The sequence below is a fragment of the Microcystis panniformis FACHB-1757 genome, assembly GCF_001264245.1.
GTDB lineage: Bacteria > Cyanobacteriota > Cyanobacteriia > Cyanobacteriales > Microcystaceae > Microcystis > Microcystis panniformis.
The window spans coordinates 5,244,154-5,265,286 of sequence record NZ_CP011339.1 but is presented as its reverse complement, the minus strand read 5'-3'; the positions used below and the strand labels follow the sequence as shown (position 1 = coordinate 5,265,286).

The 21,133-nt window shown below is 42.1% G+C and carries 16 protein-coding genes and 2 pseudogenes; 13 read left to right on the top strand and 5 right to left on the bottom strand.

Annotated features, from left to right (window positions below; translation table 11 throughout):
• Nucleotides 1–74: 74 nt before the first annotated feature.
• On the top strand, nt 75–1,691 hold the full coding sequence (locus VL20_RS24745; RefSeq protein ID WP_052278122.1) for an ABC transporter substrate-binding protein: 1,617 nt from the start codon (nt 75–77) through the stop codon (nt 1,689–1,691).
• Nucleotides 1,692–1,701: 10 nt separating this feature from the next.
• Here the strand turns inward: VL20_RS24745 and VL20_RS31960 are convergent, their stop codons facing one another.
• A complete protein-coding gene (locus tag VL20_RS31960) occupies nt 1,702–1,866 on the bottom strand; it encodes a hypothetical protein (RefSeq protein WP_167341569.1) in 165 nt (54 codons plus the stop codon).
• Between the two features lie 13 nt (nt 1,867–1,879).
• Here VL20_RS31960 and VL20_RS24740 point away from each other — a divergent pair, with 13 nt between their 5' ends.
• The 3 genes from VL20_RS24740 (at nt 1,880) to VL20_RS24730 (ending at nt 3,460) form a co-directional block, all read left to right on the top strand.
• A complete protein-coding gene (locus VL20_RS24740) occupies nt 1,880–2,662 on the top strand; it encodes an endonuclease/exonuclease/phosphatase family protein (RefSeq protein WP_052278121.1) in 783 nt (260 codons plus the stop codon).
• Nucleotides 2,663–2,933: 271 nt separating this feature from the next.
• A complete protein-coding gene (locus tag VL20_RS24735) occupies nt 2,934–3,170 on the top strand; it encodes a CsbD family protein (protein WP_052278120.1) in 237 nt (78 codons plus the stop codon).
• Nucleotides 3,171–3,184: 14 nt separating this feature from the next.
• The gene (locus VL20_RS24730) at nt 3,185–3,460 is read left to right on the top strand and encodes a GlsB/YeaQ/YmgE family stress response membrane protein (RefSeq protein ID WP_172967336.1); all 276 of its coding nucleotides are present in this window, start codon (nt 3,185–3,187) and stop codon (nt 3,458–3,460) included.
• Between the two features lie 16 nt (nt 3,461–3,476).
• Here VL20_RS24730 and pyrR read toward each other — a convergent pair whose 3' ends face one another.
• Nucleotides 3,477–4,010, bottom strand: a complete 534-nt coding sequence (pyrR, locus tag VL20_RS24725) for a bifunctional pyr operon transcriptional regulator/uracil phosphoribosyltransferase PyrR (RefSeq protein ID WP_002769862.1) — start codon at nt 4,008–4,010, stop codon at nt 3,477–3,479.
• Nucleotides 4,011–4,152: 142 nt separating this feature from the next.
• Between pyrR and VL20_RS24720 the strand changes: the two genes are divergently transcribed.
• Entirely contained in the window at nt 4,153–5,550 is a 1,398-nt protein-coding gene (locus VL20_RS24720; RefSeq protein WP_052278119.1) for an amidase, read from the top strand.
• Nucleotides 5,551–5,647: 97 nt separating this feature from the next.
• On the opposite strand, the pseudogene VL20_RS24715 reads toward VL20_RS24720, so the two are convergent.
• Both VL20_RS24715 and metK read right to left on the bottom strand, forming a co-directional pair.
• Nucleotides 5,648–7,521, bottom strand: a pseudogene (locus VL20_RS24715) (ABC transporter ATP-binding protein).
• A 602-nt stretch (nt 7,522–8,123) separates the two neighbouring features.
• Entirely contained in the window at nt 8,124–9,374 is a 1,251-nt protein-coding gene (gene metK / locus VL20_RS24710) for a methionine adenosyltransferase (RefSeq protein ID WP_043995730.1), read from the bottom strand.
• A gap of 333 nt (nt 9,375–9,707) precedes the next feature.
• On the opposite strand from metK, the gene pcrA reads away from it, so the two are divergent.
• The 4 genes from pcrA (at nt 9,708) to groL (ending at nt 15,428) form a co-directional block, all read left to right on the top strand.
• Entirely contained in the window at nt 9,708–12,029 is a 2,322-nt protein-coding gene (gene pcrA, locus VL20_RS24705; RefSeq protein ID WP_052278118.1) for a DNA helicase PcrA, read from the top strand.
• A gap of 375 nt (nt 12,030–12,404) precedes the next feature.
• Nucleotides 12,405–12,836: a CAAD domain-containing protein gene (locus tag VL20_RS24700; RefSeq protein ID WP_002769850.1), complete on the top strand. Its 432-nt coding sequence runs from the start codon at nt 12,405–12,407 to the stop codon at nt 12,834–12,836.
• 608 nt (nt 12,837–13,444) lie between these two features.
• Entirely contained in the window at nt 13,445–13,756 is a 312-nt protein-coding gene (gene groES, locus VL20_RS24695; protein ID WP_002769848.1) for a co-chaperone GroES, read from the top strand.
• A gap of 46 nt (nt 13,757–13,802) precedes the next feature.
• Nucleotides 13,803–15,428 carry a chaperonin GroEL gene (groL, locus tag VL20_RS24690; RefSeq protein ID WP_002744527.1) on the top strand — a complete coding sequence of 542 codons (1,626 nt, stop codon included), beginning with the start codon at nt 13,803–13,805 and terminating at the stop codon, nt 15,426–15,428.
• A 338-nt stretch (nt 15,429–15,766) separates the two neighbouring features.
• Here the strand turns inward: groL and VL20_RS33315 are convergent.
• A pseudogene (locus VL20_RS33315) lies at nt 15,767–16,724 on the bottom strand (IS110 family transposase).
• Between the two features lie 308 nt (nt 16,725–17,032).
• On the opposite strand from VL20_RS33315, the gene VL20_RS24680 reads away from it, so the two are divergent.
• The 4 genes from VL20_RS24680 to VL20_RS24665 all read left to right on the top strand — a co-directional run bounded on the left by VL20_RS24680 (nt 17,033) and on the right by VL20_RS24665 (nt 21,116).
• Nucleotides 17,033–17,812, top strand: a complete 780-nt coding sequence (locus VL20_RS24680; protein ID WP_052278117.1) for a pantothenate kinase — start codon at nt 17,033–17,035, stop codon at nt 17,810–17,812.
• Nucleotides 17,813–17,882: 70 nt separating this feature from the next.
• On the top strand, nt 17,883–18,950 hold the full coding sequence (locus VL20_RS24675; protein WP_052278116.1) for an NAD-dependent epimerase/dehydratase family protein: 1,068 nt from the start codon (nt 17,883–17,885) through the stop codon (nt 18,948–18,950).
• 177 nt (nt 18,951–19,127) lie between these two features.
• A complete protein-coding gene (locus VL20_RS24670) occupies nt 19,128–20,396 on the top strand; it encodes a glycosyltransferase (protein WP_052278115.1) in 1,269 nt (422 codons plus the stop codon).
• Nucleotides 20,397–20,426: 30 nt separating this feature from the next.
• Nucleotides 20,427–21,116: a class I SAM-dependent methyltransferase gene (locus VL20_RS24665; protein WP_004162582.1), complete on the top strand. Its 690-nt coding sequence runs from the start codon at nt 20,427–20,429 to the stop codon at nt 21,114–21,116.
• Nucleotides 21,117–21,133: the final 17 nt, after the last annotated feature.

Below are 21,133 nucleotides of genomic sequence, written 5' to 3'. Positions count from 1 at the left end.
GGGAACCTAGGGGAAAAGATTATGCACAAAAATGATAGGATTGATTGATACCTAGCTGCCGTTAATCGCTATCGATGAAACCTTTACACCAACTTTATCGCTATTTAAGTTTATTTTGCCTCTGTCTTCTTCTGACTGTGGGCTGTCAGTCCACTAATTCCAATTTACCCCAGGGGGATAGGGATATCCTGATGATCGGGACAACCCTAAAACCACGCTCGATCGATCCGGCCGATAGTTATGAGTTAGCAGGACTTTTTATTATTTATAATCTCGGTGAAACTCTCTACACCTACGCGGAAGGAACCACTAATTTAAAGCCTCTCCTGGCCACGGAATTACCGCAAATTAGCCCCGATGGTTTGACCTATACTATCCCAGTACGTCGAGGAGTTATTTTTCATGATGGCACGGTTTTTAACGCAGAGGCGATGAAGTTTTCCCTAGAAAGATTTATCAAAAATGGTGGTGAACCTTCCTTTCTTCTCCGGGATACAATTGATAAAATCACTGCTACCAAAGAAGACGAAATTACTATTAAACTAACCAGACCTTTTGCCGCCTTTCCCGCTCTTTTAGCTTACCCCGGAGCCTGTGCAGTTTCACCCAAATTTTATCAAATTGGCGAGGGTAAATTTAAACCTGAAGAATTTATCGGCACGGGACATTATCGATTAAAAGCAGTTACCAGCGATTCTTTTAGTTTAGAAGCCTTCGATCGCTATTGGGGAGAACCAGCCAAAAATAAGGAAGTTAATGTGCAAATTTATCTCTCGAATCCTGCCAATTTATTTAACGGTTTTCAGACGGGAGCGGTGGATATTGCCTATCAATCTTTACTGCCTCCTCAAGTGAGAAAATTACGCACAGAAGCAGCCCAGGGAAAATCGCAAGCGATCGAATCTTCTGGGGCAGCAATTAACTTTATGAGCGTCAATCTCAAAAGTGAACCCACCCATAATATTTTAGTGCGACAAGCAATTGCTTCTCTAGTCGATCGAGATTTACTTAATGATCGCATTTTACAAGGTCAAGGCATCCCTCTTTTTAGTCTCATTCCTACTACTTTTTCCGAGTCACAACCGGTGTTTAAAGAGCGCTATGGCAACCATAATATAGAGCAAGCAAAACAATTACTAAAAACTGCTGGTTATAGTCCAGAAAAACCCGCAATTGTAGAAGTTTGGCACTCCTCGGGATCGATTACTTCCAGCAGCGTGGCAGCAGTGATGAAAGCTCTAGCAAAACGGGATTTAGATAATATGATTCAATTTGAACCCAATAGTATCCTAGGAGCGGCCTTTTTCCGTAATATTAGCCGGGGACTTTATACCACTGCTCTATCTAATTGGTATCCCGATTTTTTGGATGCAGATAACTATATTTATCCCTTTTTAGATTGTGCTAAAGGTTCCCCAAAAACTGGTTGTGAAGAAGGAGGATCGCAAAGTCAAGGCTCATTTTTTTACAGTCAAGAAATGAATCAATTAATCGCACAATCCCGTCGGGAAAGTAACCCAGCCAAAAGAAAGCAGATTTTTGGCAAAATTCAAGAAATTCTCGCCGATGAAGTTCCCTATATTCCCCTTTGGCAAACCAAGGAATACGCTTTTGCTCGCCATGGCATCACGGGGGTTATCATCAATCCCAGTCAAACTTTTCCCTTCTGGACAATTGCCAAAAAATCCTGATAATTAATTATTAGGAGTCAGGAGATAGGGTGGTCACTGCGTGCGCGTTGCGGAGGGTTTTGGGGTGATAGGGTGATGAGACAGCTTCCCCACTTCCCCACTTCCCCACTTCCCCACTTCCCCACTTCCCCACTTCCCCACTTCCCCACTTCCCACTCCCGATTCCCTTCCTCATTCTCCATTTTCCTATGAAACTAACAGCAATGTCCTTTAATATTCGCTACGATAAACCCGATCCTGATGAGCGTAATTGGCGAGTAAGAAGGGAAGCAGTAGCGGCTCTAATTGCTCACTATTCTCCCGATATAATTGGTACTCAGGAAGCTCGCGCTAATCAACTATTGGATCTACACCGTTTATTGCCAAAATACCAAAGTTTAGGCAGCGATCGCAGAGGGACAGGATTAGATGAACATTGTGCGATTTTATATCAACCAAGTCGGTTAAAATGTTTAGAAATATACGAATTTTGGCTATCAGAAACTCCCGATATTGTTGGCAGTATCACTGAAGCTTGGGGTAATCCTTATCCCCGCATGGTAACGGGGGCTAAATTTCGCACTCTTGAGGGGCAAACTTTGCAGTTTTATAATACCCATCTCGATTACTATAGCGACAAAGCTAAGGACTTAGGTGCTAAGTGCATACAGGAGCATTTTTGTCAACTAGATTTAACAAAAGATTACCTATTTTTAACGGGTGATTTTAATGTTAATTCTCAACGATTACCCCGTCAGATTTTAACTCAACCTCTCCAGTCAGAAATTAGATTAAAGGATGCTTTAGCCGATTTGGAATTAGCCGAACAAATGAGCTTTAATAATTATACCGATACCCCTTATTTAGCCATCGATACCATTTATTATGATAGCCGTTTGCAGTTAGATTGGGCAAAAGTCGATCCTTCCCGTTGGTTGAATCTGATTCCTTCCGATCATTATCCCGTAATTGCTGCTTTTACCTTGCCCTAAAAATAGATGATTTTTTTATTTAGCAAATATATAGAGGGTAAAAGCTTCAGCAGACTCTGGTGATTCGATGGTTAAATTTGTTAAGTTTTTTAAACGACAAAAAAATTAACAATAAGCGCAAGCCTTGCCAGATTATAGATCGCTCTCAATGGCGAAACCAATAATAATTATTTCCAAAAACTTAAGATTTATTTAAGTTTTTAAAGGGCAGTAATTACCGCATTTGTGTTATAAAAATAACAAGAACAATTTCTTGACCGAGGAAAAATTTATGAGCATCGAAGACAAAATGAAAGCGGCTGCCAAAAATGTCGAGGGGAAAGTACAATCGGCTGCTGGAGAATTAACTGGCGACGAGAAAATGAAAGCAGAAGGAGAATTAAAGCAGGTACAAGCAGCGGCAATGAACGTGGCAGCTGATGTCAAAGATAAGGCAGAAAATTTGTTGGAGGACATGAAAAACGCTGCCCAGGACGCAATCGAAAACATCAAAGACAAAATTAACTGAACGGGATTAAAATCATGATTAATGTCATTTCTTGGATAATTTTGGGCTTTATTGCTGGTGCGATCGCAAAAGCTATTTATCCTGGGCGACAGGGGGGTGGTATTTTTGCCACGACTTTGCTAGGAATTATCGGGGCTTTTGTGGGGGGAACCCTGTTAAATTTGCTTCAAACTGGCAGTTTTGCCCTAGGGAGTTCTAGCTTGAGCATACCGGGTATTTTTGTGGCTATTATCGGGGCAATCCTGTTTATTTTCCTCTGGGGATTAGTTACCAAACTCCTTCCTCGCTAATAGTCTTAACTCCTCTTTATTTGATTAATTCCACCCCATCTTTGCCGTCAATCTCTTGTAGATAAACCTTTACCTGTTCCTCGGCTGCGGTGGGTAGTTTTTTGCCCGTAAAATCCGGGTGAATTGGTAATTCCCGATGACCACGATCAACGAGGACTAATAAGCGGATTTTTTGCGGTCTGCCATACTCAATAATAGCATTGAAAGCGGCGCGGATCGTGCGACCTTTATAGATAACATCATCGACTAAAATCACGGTTTTTCCCGTGACATCTAGGGGCATTTTGGTTTTAGCAGGAGTGCGGGTTTTAATGCGATCAAGATCGTCGCGATAGAAGGTAATATCGATCGCTCCCACGGGAACTTTTACCCCTTCTAAGCTCTCAATTTGACTAGCAATTAAATTAGCTAAAGGCACTCCTCGCGTGTAGATACCGATCAAAATCAAATTATTTAAATCGCCACTTTTTTCGATAACTTCGGAAGCTAAACGGGTAATGGTGCGACGAATTTCGTCAGCCGAGAGAATTTCAATTAACTGTGAGGTCATAATTTTCCAAGACAAGGGGGGATAGGGGATAGGGAAATTTTTACAGTAATGGTCTTTTTTAACTTTTTCTTTTTTCCTTTAAAACCATCTTCCCACTAACGAATATAATTATTTTCACTTACCTATTTTACCTCGATCGCTCATGAGTGATGAATTATTGCAAAAATCTGCCCTAGAATTAGCCCAACTGATTCGCACTAAACAAATCTCCCCCCTAGAATTAACCCATTTATACCTCGACAGAATTGAAAAATTTGACAGTCAAATTGGTGGTTTTGTCCATGTCGCCGGGGAAAGCTCCCTAGCAACCGCGGGCGCCCAAACGGAACAATTAAGTCAAATCACCGATACTGCCGAATTACCGCCTTTTTTTGGAGTTCCCACCGCCATTAAAGACTTAAATGCCGTCGCTGGAATGCCAGTTAGTTACGGAGTCGCCGCCTTACAGGGAAATATCGCCCAATACGACGAAGGAATCGTCACCAGAATGAAAATGGCGGGTTTTATCCTTCTGGGCAAAACTGCCACTTCCCAGTTAGGTTCCTTTCCCTACACCGAAAATCCGGGTTTTTTGCCGACTCGTAACCCCTTCAACCGCGATTATACCGCAGGAGGTTCCAGTGGCGGCGCGGCGGCGGCGGTAGCGGCGGGTTTCTGCCCGATTGCCCAGGGTTCCGACGGTGGTGGTTCCATTCGTACTCCGGCGGGTTGTTGCGGTTTGGTGGGGATAAAACCCAGTCGTGGGCGCGTTTCCTATGCCCCGGTGGGGGAATTTCAAAGCGGTATCGCCACTAACGGCACTCTTTCTAAGACGGTGGCAGATGGGGCGGCGCTGCTTACCGTGATTTCGGGCTATACGACGGGCGATCCCTACTGGCTACCCGATCCGCCCTTTTCTTTCCTAGAAGCCACTCAGAGAGGCGTAAAACCCCTAAGAATCGCTTTTTCTACTTCCATATCTCCCTTCGGTGAAGCGGCTTCCGTTTATAAAAATGCTGTGATCGAGACGGCTAAAATTTTAGAGGACATGGGGCATCATTTAACCGAGTATTCTCCGGATTTACAGGCTTTAATCGCTCCTTTTCGCCGTATTTGGCAAGCGGGGACGGCAGCGGCGGCAATTCCCAAGCAGTTATTAAGTCCCCTTAATCAATGGTTATTAGAGAATTCTGGCAGCGCGGGGGAGTACCTGCAAGCAGTGCAGCAGATGCACATTATTTCGCGGCAAATTGTGGCGATGTTTGATAATTTTGATGTCTTACTTTTGCCCATTTTCCTACATCAACCCCCCGGAATTGGTGAGTGGGAAAATTTACCACCAGAAGAAGCGATTAATAATATAATTCGTTGGATTGCTCCTTCTCCGATTGCTAATGCGAGTGGTTTACCCGCGATTGCTTTACCCACAGGGGTTGATAGTCAGGGTTTACCCGTGGCAATTCAGTTAGTAGGTAAACCTGCTGATGAAATCACTTTGTTAGGTTTATCGGCACAATTAGAGGCAGCTAATCCTTTCGGTTTGACTGCTAATTTTAAGTAGGTAGGTGTTAAAAGTTGTCAGACACCCCCCTTATTAAGGGGGGACTAAGGGGGGATCGAAGCTAAAATCCATTTTTAATTTAATTATAACCAGCTACTTAACTAGCAAGACTTTCGGTAAATTGGGGAATGGAAGCGATAAGTTTACGGGTGTAATCGCTTTGGGGAGAGTTGATAATTTCGTTAGCTGTACCAATTTCCTCAATTTTACCTTTATTCATCACCATAATGCGATCGCTCATAAATCTGACGACACTTAAATCGTGGGAAATAAAGATATAAGTGAGATTAAATTCCTGCTGTAATTCTTTGAGTAAATTTAAGACTCCCGCTTGCACGGAAACATCTAAAGCAGAGACAGATTCATCACAGATAATAAACTGAGGATTTAAGGCTAAAGCGCGAGCAATACACACCCTTTGTCGTTGTCCTCCCGATAATTGATGGGGATAGCGATCAAACCAATTAGGATCGAGTTTAACTCGTTCTAATAAATATTCTACTCGTTGCCGTTGCTTTTTGTAATTGCCGCCGGTATGATGAATAACCATCGGTTCTAAAATTGCTTTACCGATGGATAAACGGGGATTCAGGGAGTTGTAGGGATTCTGAAAAACTATCTGTAATTCCCGGCGCAGTAGTCTTAATTTTGGATCGCTGGGGTTTAATTTAGCGAGATTTTCTCCTCGGAAATAGATATCTCCAGAAGTGGCAGGAATTAAGCGCAGAATTGTCCTTGCTAAGGTAGATTTTCCGCAGCCCGACTCACCGACTAAACCCAGGGTTTCCCCCGTTTAACGGCAAAACTGACCTGATCTACGGCATTAAAAAAGGTCTTTACTTGCCCGAAAACTCCCTTAACTGGAAATCTAACCGATAAATTTTCTACCGATAAAATATTCTCGTGATGTTGTAAACCTTCAATTCTGCTTTCTTCCTCTTGGAGAGTAATAAATTTAACTGCTGGTGGAGTAATTTCCTGTAATTCAATAATCTTACCTTGAGAGTCTTTTTCCACTCGTAAAAAATCGCTGACGGTGGGCAATTTTTCTGGACGAGAGTTTAAGCGAGGACGACAGGCAAGTAAACCTTTTGTGTAGGGATGTTGGGGATAATTTAATACTTCTTCTTTAGTTCCCTGTTCGACAATTTCTCCTTGATACATCACGACAATTTGATCGGCAATTTCGTTAATAACTCCTAAATCGTGGGAGATAAAAACCATTGACATTTCTCGATCGCTTTTACACAAATCTCTTAATAATCTTAATATTTCTGCTTGGACAGTCACATCTAAAGCGGTGGTTGGTTCATCGGCAATTAATAGGGTAGGATTACAAGAAATCGCCATGGCAATCATTACCCTTTGTAATTGTCCCCCCGATAATTCGTGAGGATAACGCTTGAGAATTGCCTCTTTTTGTTCCTGAATATAAGTTCTAATTTTTTCTCTGACATGACCCTTATTTTCTAAGGGAAAAGTTTCTATATACTTCTCCTCCAACTGTTCATCACTGGGTAATAAGCGCACTTCTTGCAGTAGAGAGATGGCTTGATTTTTTGCCTGTTCAGTGGTGACTTTTTGATGCAGTAAAATTGCTTCTGTGAGTTGAAACTCGATGTTATAAACTGGATTAAGAGAACTCATTGGTTCTTGGAAAATCATCGCCATTTCTCCCCCGCGATAATAACGCAATTCTTCCGGGGGAATAGATAATAAATCTACTGCTTGCATTGACGGACCTTTTGCCGGACGAAAGCAAATTTCTCCCCCGGTAATTTTTCCAGGAGAGGGAACCAATCCCATGAGTGCAAGGGAGGTGACGGATTTTCCTGAACCCGACTCCCCCACACAACCGAGAACTTGACCTTTCTGCAAGCTAAAACTAATGTTATTAACGGCGACTGTTGTTCTTTTCTGATTAGAAAATTCAACGGTGAGATGGCGAACGTCGAGAACTTTGTTATCCATAGCTCTTTAACTGGTGAAACCTAGCATCATCTTAACCTAAGTGGCTCTTCGTTACTTGGTATGGTTCGATAGGGGAGCATAAATCGACTAAATCCTTATCTGGCAAGAGACTTAATTGATTAGTTCGCTCTAGAGAAAAATAATTGACAAAAATCGCTAAATGCCTTTCTATACAAGGGTTACATCCTCTATAACCCCCGTTCATTGCATAACATAAACCGAAGAGCCACCTAAGTTGTCAATTTTAACTATATAGCAGTTATCTTAATGATGAGGTGGGAAGTTTTACTTACCCAATCAGGTTACACTGCATCTTGATGAGAAAAGCTATATTCACCTTCACTCATCAACAAATAAGAGGTGAGCTATTTTTAGCTACAAGAGGACCCAGAGAATAGGGAGGCTAAAGTTTAAAACCAAACCTTTTGTTGTCCAGTTATACCATAAGAGTTAAGGATAAACACAAAGGCACAAAGAACACAAACAGAAAGACAGATTCGATTGACTGATAAATATAGCTTTTTCTGTTTAAAAACCGTCGAAAAAAGGAATAGAGCCTGAAACTCTACTCCTCAATCAAAAATTGCAGTTAATTTCTAACCCTATACTACCACAGAAGTCAAAGCTTCTTTGAGGATAGCGGCTTTATCGGTCTTTTCCCAGGGTAAATCGAGATCATTGCGCCCAAAATGACCATAAGCGGCCACATCTTGGTAAAAACGATCGCCTCTTTCCGAGGGTAAACCGCGCAGGTTAAAGGTTTGGATAATACCGGCCGGACGAAGTTCAAAGTATTTATTGATTAAGTCCAGAATCACATCATCAGCGACTTTGCCAGTGCCAAAGGTTTCCACGAAGAGACTCACCGGACGAGCTACCCCAATCGCATAACCCACTTGAATCTCGCACTTATCGGCCAAACCAGCAGCGACGATATTTTTGGCCACATAACGGCAAGCATAGGCCGCGGAGCGATCGACTTTGGTAGGATCCTTACCGGAGAAAGCGCCGCCACCGTGACGAGAATAGCCACCGTAGGTATCGACGATAATTTTCCGTCCCGTTAATCCCGCGTCGCCTTGGGGTCCACCAATGACGAATTTTCCGGTGGGATTAACCAGATAACGGGTGTTGGCATCGGGTTTAATCTCTAAATCGCTGAAAACCGGCTCTACTACCGCTTTCCAGAGATCACTTTTAATCTTTTGTTGGACGAGATCATTATCAGTGATATCGCCGATAGTAGCATCGTGTTGGGTAGAAACAAGGATAGTATCGATACCCACGGGACGACCATCTTCATAAATGACCGATACTTGCGTTTTACCGTCGGGACGCAGATAGGAAAGTTCACCGGTTTTTCTGACTGCCGCTAGACGGCGAGCGATGCGGTGGGCTAAACTAATCGGTAAGGGCATAAATTCGGGGGTTTCATTGCAAGCGAAACCGAAGACAATACCCTGGTCTCCCGCACCAATTTTATCGAGTTCATCATTGCTGAGAAGTTCGCGATTTTCCTGAGCAGCCGTGACCCCCTGGGAAATATCGGGAGATTGTTCGTCTAAAGCGACTAAAACGGTGCAACTATTCGAGGAAAAGCCGTTATCTGCGTTGATATAGCCGATTTCAGCGATTTTCTTGCGAACTAAATCGACGAAGTGAACCTGTGCTTTCGAGGTGATTTCACCAGTAATCAAGACTAACCCTGTATTGACAACCACTTCAGCCGCTACACGACTGTGGTCATCTTGGGATAACAGAGCATCGAGAATAGTATCAGAAATCTGGTCACAAATTTTATCGGGATGTCCCTCTGTAACCGATTCGGAGGTGAACAAATAACGTTTAGACAAGTGATGTCCCTCACATAGTAGTACGTTTGAACGCAAAAAGATTCCAAGAAATCTTTGATAATACAGTGTAACAGGGAATTTGTAGAGATCGAGTATTTTCAATAAGAAAGCGCCCGAACAATGTTCGATTGTCCGGACGGAGTGTGGTGTGAGGAGTGAACGGAAACTTTCGTCTCCGCTAATTCCATTGTAGATGACAACTTAGAATCTTGAGCGATTTGAAACAAACTAGCCCAAAAAATTTTTATTTCTTGAAGGGGTTGACTAATGCCCGATAGCCGTCCCGATGATGTAGCCTGATTAATAGAGGTCGCAGAGCTATACGGAAAGATTATGACAGTCACAGCCGATTATTTAGAACAACTCAATCCTTCCCAGTGCCTTGCTGTTGAGCATTTTTGCGGCCCCCTGTTGGTGGTTGCTGGAGCAGGATCGGGAAAAACCAGCGCTTTAACCTATCGTATCGCCCATTTGATCCGTCATCACGGGGTCGATCCGGAAAATATTCTCGCGGTCACTTTTACCAATAAGGCGGCCCGGGAAATGAAAACGAGAATTGAAAAAACTTTTGCTCAACAGAAGGCACAGGAAAAATACGGTCAAAGATTAGAACTTTTGGAAGAATACGAACAAAAAAAACTCTTTTCTCAAGTTTATCGGAATTATACTAAAAAACTCTGGATTGGGACTTTTCACAGTCTTTGCGGTCGGATTTTGCGCTATGACATTAATAAATATCAGGATGAATATGGTCATAGTTGGCAAAGGAATTTCTCAATTATGGATGAATCTGATGCCCAGAGTTTGGTGAAAAATATCGTCACCAAACAGATGAATTTAGACGATAAAAAATTTGATGCTCGCAATCTGCGTTATGCGATTAGTAATGCCAAAAATTTAGGTTTAACCCCCACAGATTATGCCAGAGAAAACCCTTATTTTCGGGGAAAGGTCATTTCTGAGGTTTATCAGGCTTATCAGATGCAATTAGCCCAAAATAACGCCCTAGATTTTGATGATTTGATCCTGGTTCCAGTCCGTCTTTTTCAGCAAAATGAGTCTATTCTCGGCTATTGGCACACGCAATTTAAGCATATTTTAGTCGATGAATACCAAGATACTAACCGGATTCAGTACGAGTTAATTCGGCTTTTGTCCACCAATGGTGAAACAAAAAAAAGTGAGTGGAATTGGACGGATCGATCGATTTTTGTGGTGGGTGATGCCGACCAATCTATCTATAGTTTTCGGATGGCAGATTTTACTATTTTGCTCAATTTTCAAGCGGACTTTGGCGATGGTTTACCCGATGATGATACTCGCACGATGGTGAAACTACAGGAAAACTATCGTTCACGGGAAAATATTCTGCAAGCGGCCAATAAATTAATTGAAAAGAATAGTCAAAGAATCGATAAAGTCCTTGTTCCCACTAGAGAAGGGGGCGATAGTATCTATGTTTTTAAAGCCAGAGATGAACAGGAAGAAGCAGCTTTTGTTATCGATAAAATCAGAGAATTTACCCAAGAAAACCCCGAATTAAATTGGGGTAGTTTTGCTATTCTCTACCGAATTAATGCCCAATCTCGTCCCTTTGAAGATGGGTTAATTCGCAATAATATCCCCTATAATATTGTCGGGGGATTTAAATTTTATGATCGACAGGAGATTAAAGATGCGATCGCTTATTTACGAGTGATTGCCAATCCTGCTGATACCGTTAGTTTACTGAGAATTATTAACACTCCCCGGCGCGGTATCGGTAAAACCACAATCGATAATTTGCTCAAAGCTGCCCAAGAATTAGGAGTACCTTTATGGGAAATTATCAGCGATGAAACTTCCGTTAATACTCTCGCTGGTCGTGCGACTAAAAGCATCAATAAATTAGCTAAAACTATCCAAAACCTGCAAGAAAAAATCACCGATTTATCCGCTAGTGAAATCCTAGATCAAATCATGGAAAATTCGGGATATATTGATGAATTAAAACAGCAGGGAACCGAGGAAGCTGATACCCGGATCGAAAATATCCAAGAACTTTATACCGCCGTGGTACAATTTCAAGAGGAAAATGAGGAAACTAATCTACGGGAATTTCTCGCTAGTGCTAGTTTAGCCTCGGACTTAGATAATCTTCAGGAAGGTCAGGAAAAAGTATCGTTAATGACTCTACATTCAGCCAAAGGTTTAGAGTTTCCTATCGTCTTTTTAGTCGGTTTAGAACAGGGCATTTTTCCCCATAATCGTAGTTTAAACGATCCCATTGCTCTTGAGGAAGAACGGCGTTTGTGTTATGTGGGAGTGACTCGGGCCAAGGAACAATTATTTTTAACCTACGCAAAAGAAAGATATGTCTGGGGAAATAAAGAGACTAAGGTAGCTTCCCAATTTTTGCAGGAATTGCCCCCAGAATTGCTCACAAGCAACCTGAAACCCAAAAAGACCCCAAAAGTGGTTCCCATTCAAACAACCGCCTCTAATCAAAGAAAATGGCAGGTAGGCGATCGAGTGTTACACTCTACTTTTGGAGAAGGAGAAGTGACCCATATCCTCGGTACGGGCAAAAAAATGAATCTAGCGGTCAAATTTTCGGGTTTAGGTCAGAAAATCATCGATCCTCGCACCGCACCCATGCAACTTATCCAGGAATAGGTAATCATCTGTAGGGTGGGTTAGGCGAAAATAAGTTATAATCTCACTAAAAATTGAGTATTCGCCGTAACCCACCGGCTTTTTACTCCCTATCTCCCCACTGATAACTGATTACTGTTCACTGATAACTGACACCCCCTGATTCCTCAACTCCGATCGCTACCTGCTGTTAGAATAGAGAATTGCGGTCAGACTGACGATAAAATTGAGAAGCTAAATCCTTGATTCTTAATAGTTGTTGAGAAACTTTCCGCCTACTATCGCAATTATCCGATAATATGGGCAACAGCGAGTTAGTCTATTCAGTCTGTTAAAATTGACCCCCGTTGGTCGTATTCGCGCACTGTCTAACCTTTATGATGAGGATCAGTTAATATGGAATCAATGCAACCCACCGAAACACAAAATCCGATTAGAACAGATTTACCCGGGTCTCTGAGCAAACCCAGCAGCAGCAGCACCGAACAGATTTGGTCTGAATATGTAGAACCAGTTTGGGATTCGGTAATGTCCTATCTGGCTAATGTCCCCGATTATATCGGTAGTTTCTTCTCTGGATACAAAAAACCTTTAATCGTTCTGGGGGCAATTTTAGCGAGTTTTGTCACCGTAAAAGTTACCCTAGCGGTCTTAGATGCGATCGATGATATTCCCCTCCTTGCTCCTATCCTACAATTAGTTGGGATCGTTTACACTGGTTGGTTTGTCTGGCGCTATCTGCTCAAAGATGAAAATCGTCGCGAGTTATTAGCCGAAATTGATGCACTAAAAGCGCAAGTTTTTGGCAGTCACAATAACACTTTATAGATAGAATCAAGCATAAAAAACAAAGGAGTTGAGTGTTTCCGCTCAACTCTTTTGTTTTTGCACAACAGCTTACACTAGAGTTCTTGCATAAGTAGGGTTTGCGGCAAAAAGTACGGGCGAAGCATTCGGATAGAAAATCTCCGGTTTCACCGATAGGTTATTGCCCGAATGCTTCGCCCCTACAGGACGCGGGCCGATGAAGACGCAAGGTTTAGAAGCAGGATTCTCTCAAAATCTTGCACCTGTGGGAGCGAGAAAAGCCACAAAACCGCTACCTTGCCTACATTTCAAATTTATTCAGCAAACCCTAATTAATTTTTGAGAGGGCAAAAATGAGAGAAATAAGCATAAAATTGCCTAAAATTCTTAAATAGAGCATTCAATTGATTAATGCTCATTCTTAATTCTCCTGACTCGGAGAATACTGATTCCTGACCCGACCAACAAACTTTTTCAGCAAACCCTAGCTTAACACCATAGTTCGGAAACCCGTACCGATCGAGCCGTTGTCAGGGGGACTTCTATTTCGGTAAATTAGCACTCGGAAGGTAAGAGTGCTAATCTGGAAAAGGCACTTACCCAAATACAAGACAAACGGAGGATATTCCATGGCTGCAGTCAGCATCAACGTAACAACTGTTAAACCCCTAGGCGATCGAGTTTTCGTTAAAGTTAGCCCCAGCGAAGAAAAAACCGCCGGTGGCATTTTCCTTCCCGATGCCGCTAAAGAAAAACCCCAAATCGGAGAAGTCGTGGCCGTCGGCGCTGGCAAACGCAACGATGACGGTAGCCGCACCCCTGTGGAAGTGGGTGTGGGGGACAAAGTTCTCTACTCCAAATATGCCGGAACCGATATCAAACTTGGTGGCGAAGAGTACGTTCTCCTCTCCGAAAAAGACATTCTCGCCTCCGTTTCCTAATCATCTACCCTTGAAAACCCCTATTTTGCACGAATAACGATACATTATGGCTAAATCTATTATCTACAACGAAGATGCTCGTCGGGCCCTAGAAAAAGGCATGGATCTGCTGGCCGAAGCGGTAGCCGTCACCCTCGGTCCCAAAGGTCGTAACGTCGTCCTCGAAAAGAAATTTGGCGCACCCCAAATCGTCAATGATGGCATCACCATCGCTAAAGAAATCGAACTGGAAGACCATATCGAGAACACCGGTGTGGCTTTAATTCGCCAAGCCGCCTCAAAAACCAACGATGTGGCAGGTGATGGTACAACTACCGCCACCGTTCTCGCCCACGCTATCGTTAAAGAAGGTTTACGCAACGTCGCCGCCGGTGCTAACCCGATTTCTCTGAAAAAAGGTATCGATAAAGCTGCCGATTTCCTCGTCAGTCAAATCGCCAAACACGCGAAACCCGTAGAAGATTCCAAAGCGATCGCACAAGTGGGCGCTATCTCTGCCGGTAACGATGATGAAGTCGGTCAAATGATCGCCTCGGCCATGGATAAAGTCGGTAAAGAAGGCGTAATTTCCCTAGAAGAAGGGAAATCCATGACCACCGAACTAGAAATCACCGAAGGGATGCGTTTTGACAAAGGTTATATCTCTCCCTACTTTGTCACCGACACCGAGCGCATGGAATGCGTTTTTGAGGATCCCGCTATTCTGATTACCGACAAAAAAATCGGTTTAGTACAGGATTTGGTTCCCATTCTCGAACAGGTGGCCCGTCAAGGTAAACCCCTAGTAATTATCGCCGAAGACATCGAAAAAGAAGCTTTGGCAACCCTAGTAGTTAACCGTCTGCGCGGTGTTCTTAACGTCACTGCGGTGAAGGCCCCTGGATTTGGCGATCGCAGAAAAGCGATGTTAGAAGATATCGCCGTCTTAACCGGTGGTCAAGTAATCAGCGAAGATGCGGGTTTAAAACTGGAAACCACTAAAATTGACAGCTTAGGTACGGCCCGTCGTATCACCATGAACAAAGATACCACCACCATCGTGGCCGAAGGCAACGACGTGGCAGTGAAAACCCGTTGTGAGCAAATTCGCCGTCAAATCGAGGAAACTGATTCTTCCTACGATAAAGAAAAACTGCAAGAACGTCTGGCTAAATTAGCCGGGGGTGTGGCAGTGATTAAAGTCGGTGCCGCTACGGAAACGGAAATGAAAGACCGCAAATTGCGCTTAGAAGACGCAATTAACGCCACTAAAGCAGCCGTAGAAGAAGGTATCGTCCCCGGAGGTGGTACTACTTTAGCTCACCTGGCTCCCCAATTGGAAACTTGGGCCAAAGAAACCCTACACCATGAAGAATTAACCGGTGCTTTAATCGTTTCTCGCGCCATTGCTGCTCCCTTAAAACGGATCGCTGAAAATGCCGGCCAAAACGGTGCAGTTATTGCCGAACGGGTGAAAGAAAAGCCCTTTAATGTCGGTTATAATGCCGCTACTGGTGAGTTCTCCGATATGTTTGAGGCGGGTATCGTTGACCCCGCGAAAGTGACTCGTTCTGCCCTACAAAATGCCGCTTCTATCGCCGGTATGGTTTTAACTACCGAGTGTATTGTGGTGGATAAACCCGAAAAAGAAAAAGCCGCTGCTCCAGGCGGCGGTGGAGATTTCGACTATTAGTAATTAGTCTATTTTTTCTCGACTCGATCACTTAAATGCGATCGAGTTTTTTTGATGAAAAAACATCTTTTTGCATGAGTGCATGAGTAGAAAACGGGTTTCTCGGAGAAACCCGTTTTTCGTTGCCTCAACCCGACCTACGAATTTACTATACAAACCGGGAAGCTTTTAAGCTGTAGCGACTGTCTTGATTGTCAAGGGCTAATTCAAAAAAACTCAAGCAGTTGCCGTAAAACTCAAAATCTCAAGCCGGAAAAAAGCGCAGCAAAAACTAAGTCGCTCAGGTTAAACCAAAGCAAGCGCAACCCTTGATCAGAGATAACAAAAAGTGTGAATCTCTAGGAACAAGGTGGTAAATTGTCAGCAAGCTGCCAAGGCTGATTTTGGCGAACCATTGCATTAAGAATAACTAAGATTTTCCGCACACAAGCAGTCAGAGCCAGTTTTTTTGATTTACCGCGTCCGACTAGGCGTTCGTAAAAGGTTTTAATCACCGGATTATGACGCATAGCCACCACCGCCCCCATGTAAAGAGTCGCCCGAATCTGAGCGCGACCCCCCTGAATCATCCGCTTACCTTTATGTTGACCACTATCATGATTAATCGGTGCGACACCGACTAAGCGAGAGATTTGTTTGGCGGTTAATTGACCGAGTTCTGGTAAGTCGGAGACGAGAGTAGTAGAAATTACTTGACCAATCCCCGGCACGGTTTTGAGTAAATTAACTTTCTCGAGCCATTGTTGGTTAGCTTGGGTCAATTCCTCAATTTCTTGATTGAGTTTTTAGAAGGCAGTTATCGAGATACTCAAGATGGGCTTCGATATCGGCCAAAGCTTTACCGCGAGCGCGTTCCCGTCGGTTTTTTTCGGCAGTCCGCATCTCGACAAGTTGCCGGCGACGACTAATTAAGTCGCCCAATTGACGAGATTCTTCCGACTCAACCGCTAATATTTGCGGTTGCATTTCTTCGCCAAAATGAGCTAAGATTTGAGCGTCAATGGCATCGGTTTTGGCTAATTTACCAGTGGCTTTAGCAAAGTCTCTTCCTTGACGGGGATTGATTAAGGCTACAGGTAAATCCGCTGCTTGTAATTGAATCACCAGTTCAGTTTCTCAACCTCCTGTCGCTTCCAGAACGATGAGGTTGAGCGTGTAAGATTTTAGGGTCTCGACCAGTTTAGATATGTCCTCCTCTGTATTAGCAACTTTCATCGCTTTACCGAGGGGGCGAAGATAAACATCTAGGGTCGCTTTACTAATGTCAATGCCTACCCATTGAGAGATATTTTCCATGATTGGACTTACCTAAATTTGCCGAATTGATGGTTATTTTTGAGAGCATCCCCTTGATTTTACTCATCCTTGCCCAATCCGGTCTGTTAGCTTAACAATTGATTGTTTTTGCGACGACCCCGGCGACTGTTCGAGTTTTGTCAGGGAGATTATGGTGGTGACCCTTGCTACGAAGCCGTCTTTTCTGACCAAGGTTGGGACGGGTTGCCTACTTCTCAAGATACAAGGTTGGGTTGAAGCATGAAACCCTACACCCCACACCCTACACCCCACACCCTGGAAAAACTTTTTCAGTAAACCCTAACTAAATGACTGAGCAAGATACTGACTGGATAGGTTTGATGATGGGCAATTCTCGGCTACATTGGGGGTATTTTTGCGGTCAAACCCTGTTAGCTTGTCTCGATACTCCCCACCTGAGAGAACCCCTAAGTGATGAATTTTTGCAACAAATTTTCCCTAAACTCTTGACAAATAAATGCAACTGTGAATTGATGGTCGCCTCGGTGGTTCCTAGCCAAAGGGAATTATGGGCAAATTATGGCAATTTACGGATAATTACTTTAAAAGATATTCCTTTACTGGATTTATATCCAACATTCGGCATCGATCGAGCTTTAGCTGTATTGGGTGCGGGAAAAAAATACGGATTTCCCTGTTTAGTAATCGATGCGGGAACAGCTTTAACTTTTACGGGAGTGGATAGGGATAAAAAGCTAGTGGGGGGAGCAATTTTACCCGGGTTAAAGGTGCAATTAGCCAGTTTAAGGGAACGGACGGCAGCCTTACCAGAGGTGTCCTTACCGGAAAGATTACCGCAGATGTGGGCAAAAGAAACAGCAGAAGGGATAAGAAGTGGGATAATTTATACAATTTTGGCGGGAATAGAAAAATTCAGTCTGGAATGGTTAAATTTATATCCAGAGAGCAGGATAATTTTAACAGGGGGAGATGGGGACTTAATTAGGGATTACTGGCAAGAAAACGCCATTACATCACTCCTAGTGGATAAGACGATAATTTTTGAGGGAATTGCCGCAGTTAAGGGAAACTCCTCCTGTTTAATTGACAAAGGCGAACCTATCTAGTAAAGTCGGAGAAAGTTTTCTCAATTTGGGAAATTTCTGAACAACTGGGCAAAAAATTCAGTATATAGTTATGGCGATCATTCTAGTAACCGGTTCTGCTGGTTTAATCGGTTCTGAATCAGTCAGATTTTTTTGTGATCGGGGTTATACCGTCGTCGGTATCGATAATAATATGCGTCAGGTATTTTTTGGTGAAGACGCTTCAACGGAGTGGAATCGAGCCAAATTATCCCAAGATTACGGGGATAAATACATTCACCATGCTGTAGATATTCGTGATCATGAAGCTATTTCAGCTATATTTAAAACCTATAGTCATGATCTATCCTTAATTATCCATACGGCGGCGCAACCTTCCCACGATTGGGCAGCTAAGGATCCCTATATGGATTTTAGTGTCAATGCTAACGGAACTTTAGTTTTATTAGAAAATACTCGTCAACACTGTCCCCAAGCAGTATTTATTTTTTGTTCCACCAATAAAGTTTATGGGGATAGACCGAATGAATTGCCTTTAGTAGAAAAAGAATTACGTTGGGAAATCTCGGAAAATCATCCTTATTTTGCTCAAGGTATTGACGAGTTGATGAGTATTGATGCTTGTAAACATTCTTTGTTTGGTGCCTCGAAAGTGGCAGCGGATGTATTAGTACAGGAATACGGGCGTTATTTTGAGATGAAAACTGCCTCTTTTCGCGGTGGTTGTTTAACCGGGCCTAGTCATTCGGGAACCCAATTACACGGGTTTTTATCCTACTTAATGAAATGTACGATGATTGGCAAAGAATACAGTATTTATGGGTATAAGGGTAAGCAGGTACGGGATAACATTCATAGTTACGATCTTGTCAATGCTTTCTATCATTTTTATCAGGCCCCGCGAGTGGCAGAAGTTTATAATATCGGTGGTAGTCGCTTTAGTAATTGTTCCATGTTAGAAGCTATTGAAGAATGTGAAGCGATTGCGGATAAAAAGTTAAACTGGCAGTATGTGGAGACTAATCGTATTGGTGATCATATCTGGTGGATTTCTGATGTGAGTAAGTTTAAAAATCATTATCCTTATTGGCAGTTAACCTACACAGTAACAGATATTCTCAAAGAAATTTTTAGTCAAAACGTTAGCCGTTGGACTTAGAGTAAATCAAGAATTATTTTGATCAGTTTTTATCTGCTATTTTTCCCTCGTTACACAAGTGATTTTTAGCCAAATATACTGCTAGTAATTGAGGGAGTATGTTAATTAGTTAGTCAGAGTAATTAATAGCAATATTGACCTAGAAAAACTAAACCAGAGCATATTTAAGAGACTATTATGTTAACTAAAATCTACAACAATAAAATTTTCCGATTTCTCATTGCTGGGGGAGTGGCATTTTTAATCAACCTGTTCCTAATTTATTGGTTCATTGATGACTTGGGATTTAATACCCCATTTCTTAAAAATGTTGCTAATGTTATTTCGATAGAAATATCTTTAATTGCTAGTTTCTTTATCTATAGAATCTGGGTGTGGACTGGGGGAGATTGGACAATTAGAGATGTGATTTTGATACAACTTCCTCTCTATCATCTCTCGGCAGGTTTAGCAGTTTTACTGCGAGTTTTCTTGATATTTCCCTTCTTAAACTGGTTAGGAATTAGTCCCGGAGTTAACACAATGATCGGGGTTTTAGTGGGAGCTAGTATTAATTATGTTGCCAGTGATAGCCTAATTTTTAAACCCAAGAATAAGACTAATGAGACAGAAATGTACTATCCCGAAGGATTAGCCCCAGCTTTCGAGATGGACGGTTACTCTCACCCACGTCAATCAAGGGATAACTATGCGGTAAAAACCCTATCAATAATTATCCCTGCTTACAACGAAGAAGATTGCATCGAAAGCACCACTCAGTTAATATCTGAACGTTTAGAACGGGATAAAATTAATTATGAAATCCTGGTGGTTAATGACAATAGCAAAGATAACACCGAAGCAGTTCTGAAAAAAATCAACCAAGAAAATCCCCGCATTCTCTACATCAATAACTATTATCCCAACGGTTTTGGTTTTGCGGTACGCTGTGGATTAGAAAATTTTAGCGGTGATGCAGTTGCAGTAGTAATGGCAGATAATTCCGACTCTCCCGATAACATGGTGGACTATTATTATAAACTGCAAGAAGGCTACGATTGCGTTTTTGGTTCTCGTTTTATCAAAGGAGGAAAAGTTATTGATTATCCCATACACAAGTTAATCGTTAATCGTTTGGCTAATCTCTTCATTCAAGTTTTATTTGGGCTAAAATTTAATGATACCACTAACGCCTTTAAAATCTATCGTAAGGAGGTTATCGAAGGAATATCACCTCTACTGTCTCACCATTTTAACTTAACAGTAGAGATGCCCTTAAAAGCAATCGTGCGAGGATATTCCTACACGACAATTCCCATCACTTGGCGCAATCGTACCACGGGGATTTCCAAGTTAAAACTCAAGGAAATGGGCAGTCGTTATTTATTTATAGTTCTCTCCATCTGGTTAGAAAAACACCTTTCTAGAGGCGACTATAAGCGCAAACCTGTCCAAAAAATCAGATAAAAGTAACCAATAAATTCAGAGGTTAAAACCATGTTAGACGAGCAAGTAACCCGACAAATGGAATACTTAAAGAGACTTTACGAAAGTCGCTTTAATCCTCAAGAAAGAAAAGCAAAATTAGCTCTTTGGAAAGTTTTAGTTGATAATTTTTTACAAAATCATGTTACTGTCAATGATACAGTTTTAGATATTGGTGGAGGTTACTGCGAATTTATTAACCAAATTCGGTCTAAAAATAAATACTTAATCGATCTTAATCCTGATGCAAAAGTTTTTGCTAATCCTGATGTAACGGTCTTGAATCTCAATATTCTCAGTATTAATGAGCAGCAAAAACTTGATATCAGATTTGATAAAATTTTCATCTCCAACTTTTTCGAGCATTTAAATAGTGCGGAAGAATTAATCGAAGTTTTGGGATTTTGTTATGACATTTTAACTCCGGGCGGATCACTTCTAGTGATTCAACCTAATTTTAAGTATTCTTATAAAGAATACTATGATTTTATCGATCATAAACTACCTATAACTCACCTTTCTTTAAAGGAGTTATTGGAAACAATTGGTTTTAGAATCGATACTTTAATTCCTCGTTTTCTACCATTTTCTACGAAAGGAAGACCCGCTTCACCCACCTTACTCAAAATTTATTTAAAATTTCCTATTTTCTGGAATTTCTTGGGTGGGCAGCTATTTGTCAAAGCCACCAAACCTAGATAATTACTGACAATACAGTG

Bases quoted from the DNA above. Each gene is read 5' to 3' on its own strand.
- VL20_RS24700 (WP_002769850.1), top strand. From the start codon at position 12,405: ATGGAATCAATGCAACCCACCGAAACACAAAATCCGATTAGAACAGAT.
- VL20_RS24720 (WP_052278119.1), top strand. From the start codon at position 4,153: ATGAGTGATGAATTATTGCAAAAATCTGCCCTAGAATTAGCCCAACTG.
- pcrA (WP_052278118.1), top strand. From the start codon at position 9,708: ATGACAGTCACAGCCGATTATTTAGAACAACTCAATCCTTCCCAGTGC.
- VL20_RS24680 (WP_052278117.1), top strand. From the start codon at position 17,033: ATGACTGAGCAAGATACTGACTGGATAGGTTTGATGATGGGCAATTCT.
- pyrR (WP_002769862.1), bottom strand. From the start codon at position 4,010: ATGACCTCACAGTTAATTGAAATTCTCTCGGCTGACGAAATTCGTCGC.
- groES (WP_002769848.1), top strand. From the start codon at position 13,445: ATGGCTGCAGTCAGCATCAACGTAACAACTGTTAAACCCCTAGGCGAT.
- VL20_RS24670 (WP_052278115.1), top strand. From the start codon at position 19,128: ATGTTAACTAAAATCTACAACAATAAAATTTTCCGATTTCTCATTGCT.
- VL20_RS24675 (WP_052278116.1), top strand. From the start codon at position 17,883: ATGGCGATCATTCTAGTAACCGGTTCTGCTGGTTTAATCGGTTCTGAA.
- VL20_RS24730 (WP_172967336.1), top strand. From the start codon at position 3,185: ATGATTAATGTCATTTCTTGGATAATTTTGGGCTTTATTGCTGGTGCG.
- VL20_RS24745 (WP_052278122.1), top strand. From the start codon at position 75: ATGAAACCTTTACACCAACTTTATCGCTATTTAAGTTTATTTTGCCTC.
- VL20_RS24740 (WP_052278121.1), top strand. From the start codon at position 1,880: ATGAAACTAACAGCAATGTCCTTTAATATTCGCTACGATAAACCCGAT.
- VL20_RS24665 (WP_004162582.1), top strand. From the start codon at position 20,427: ATGTTAGACGAGCAAGTAACCCGACAAATGGAATACTTAAAGAGACTT.
- VL20_RS31960 (WP_167341569.1), bottom strand. From the start codon at position 1,866: ATGAGGAAGGGAATCGGGAGTGGGAAGTGGGGAAGTGGGGAAGTGGGG.
- groL (WP_002744527.1), top strand. From the start codon at position 13,803: ATGGCTAAATCTATTATCTACAACGAAGATGCTCGTCGGGCCCTAGAA.
- VL20_RS24735 (WP_052278120.1), top strand. From the start codon at position 2,934: ATGAGCATCGAAGACAAAATGAAAGCGGCTGCCAAAAATGTCGAGGGG.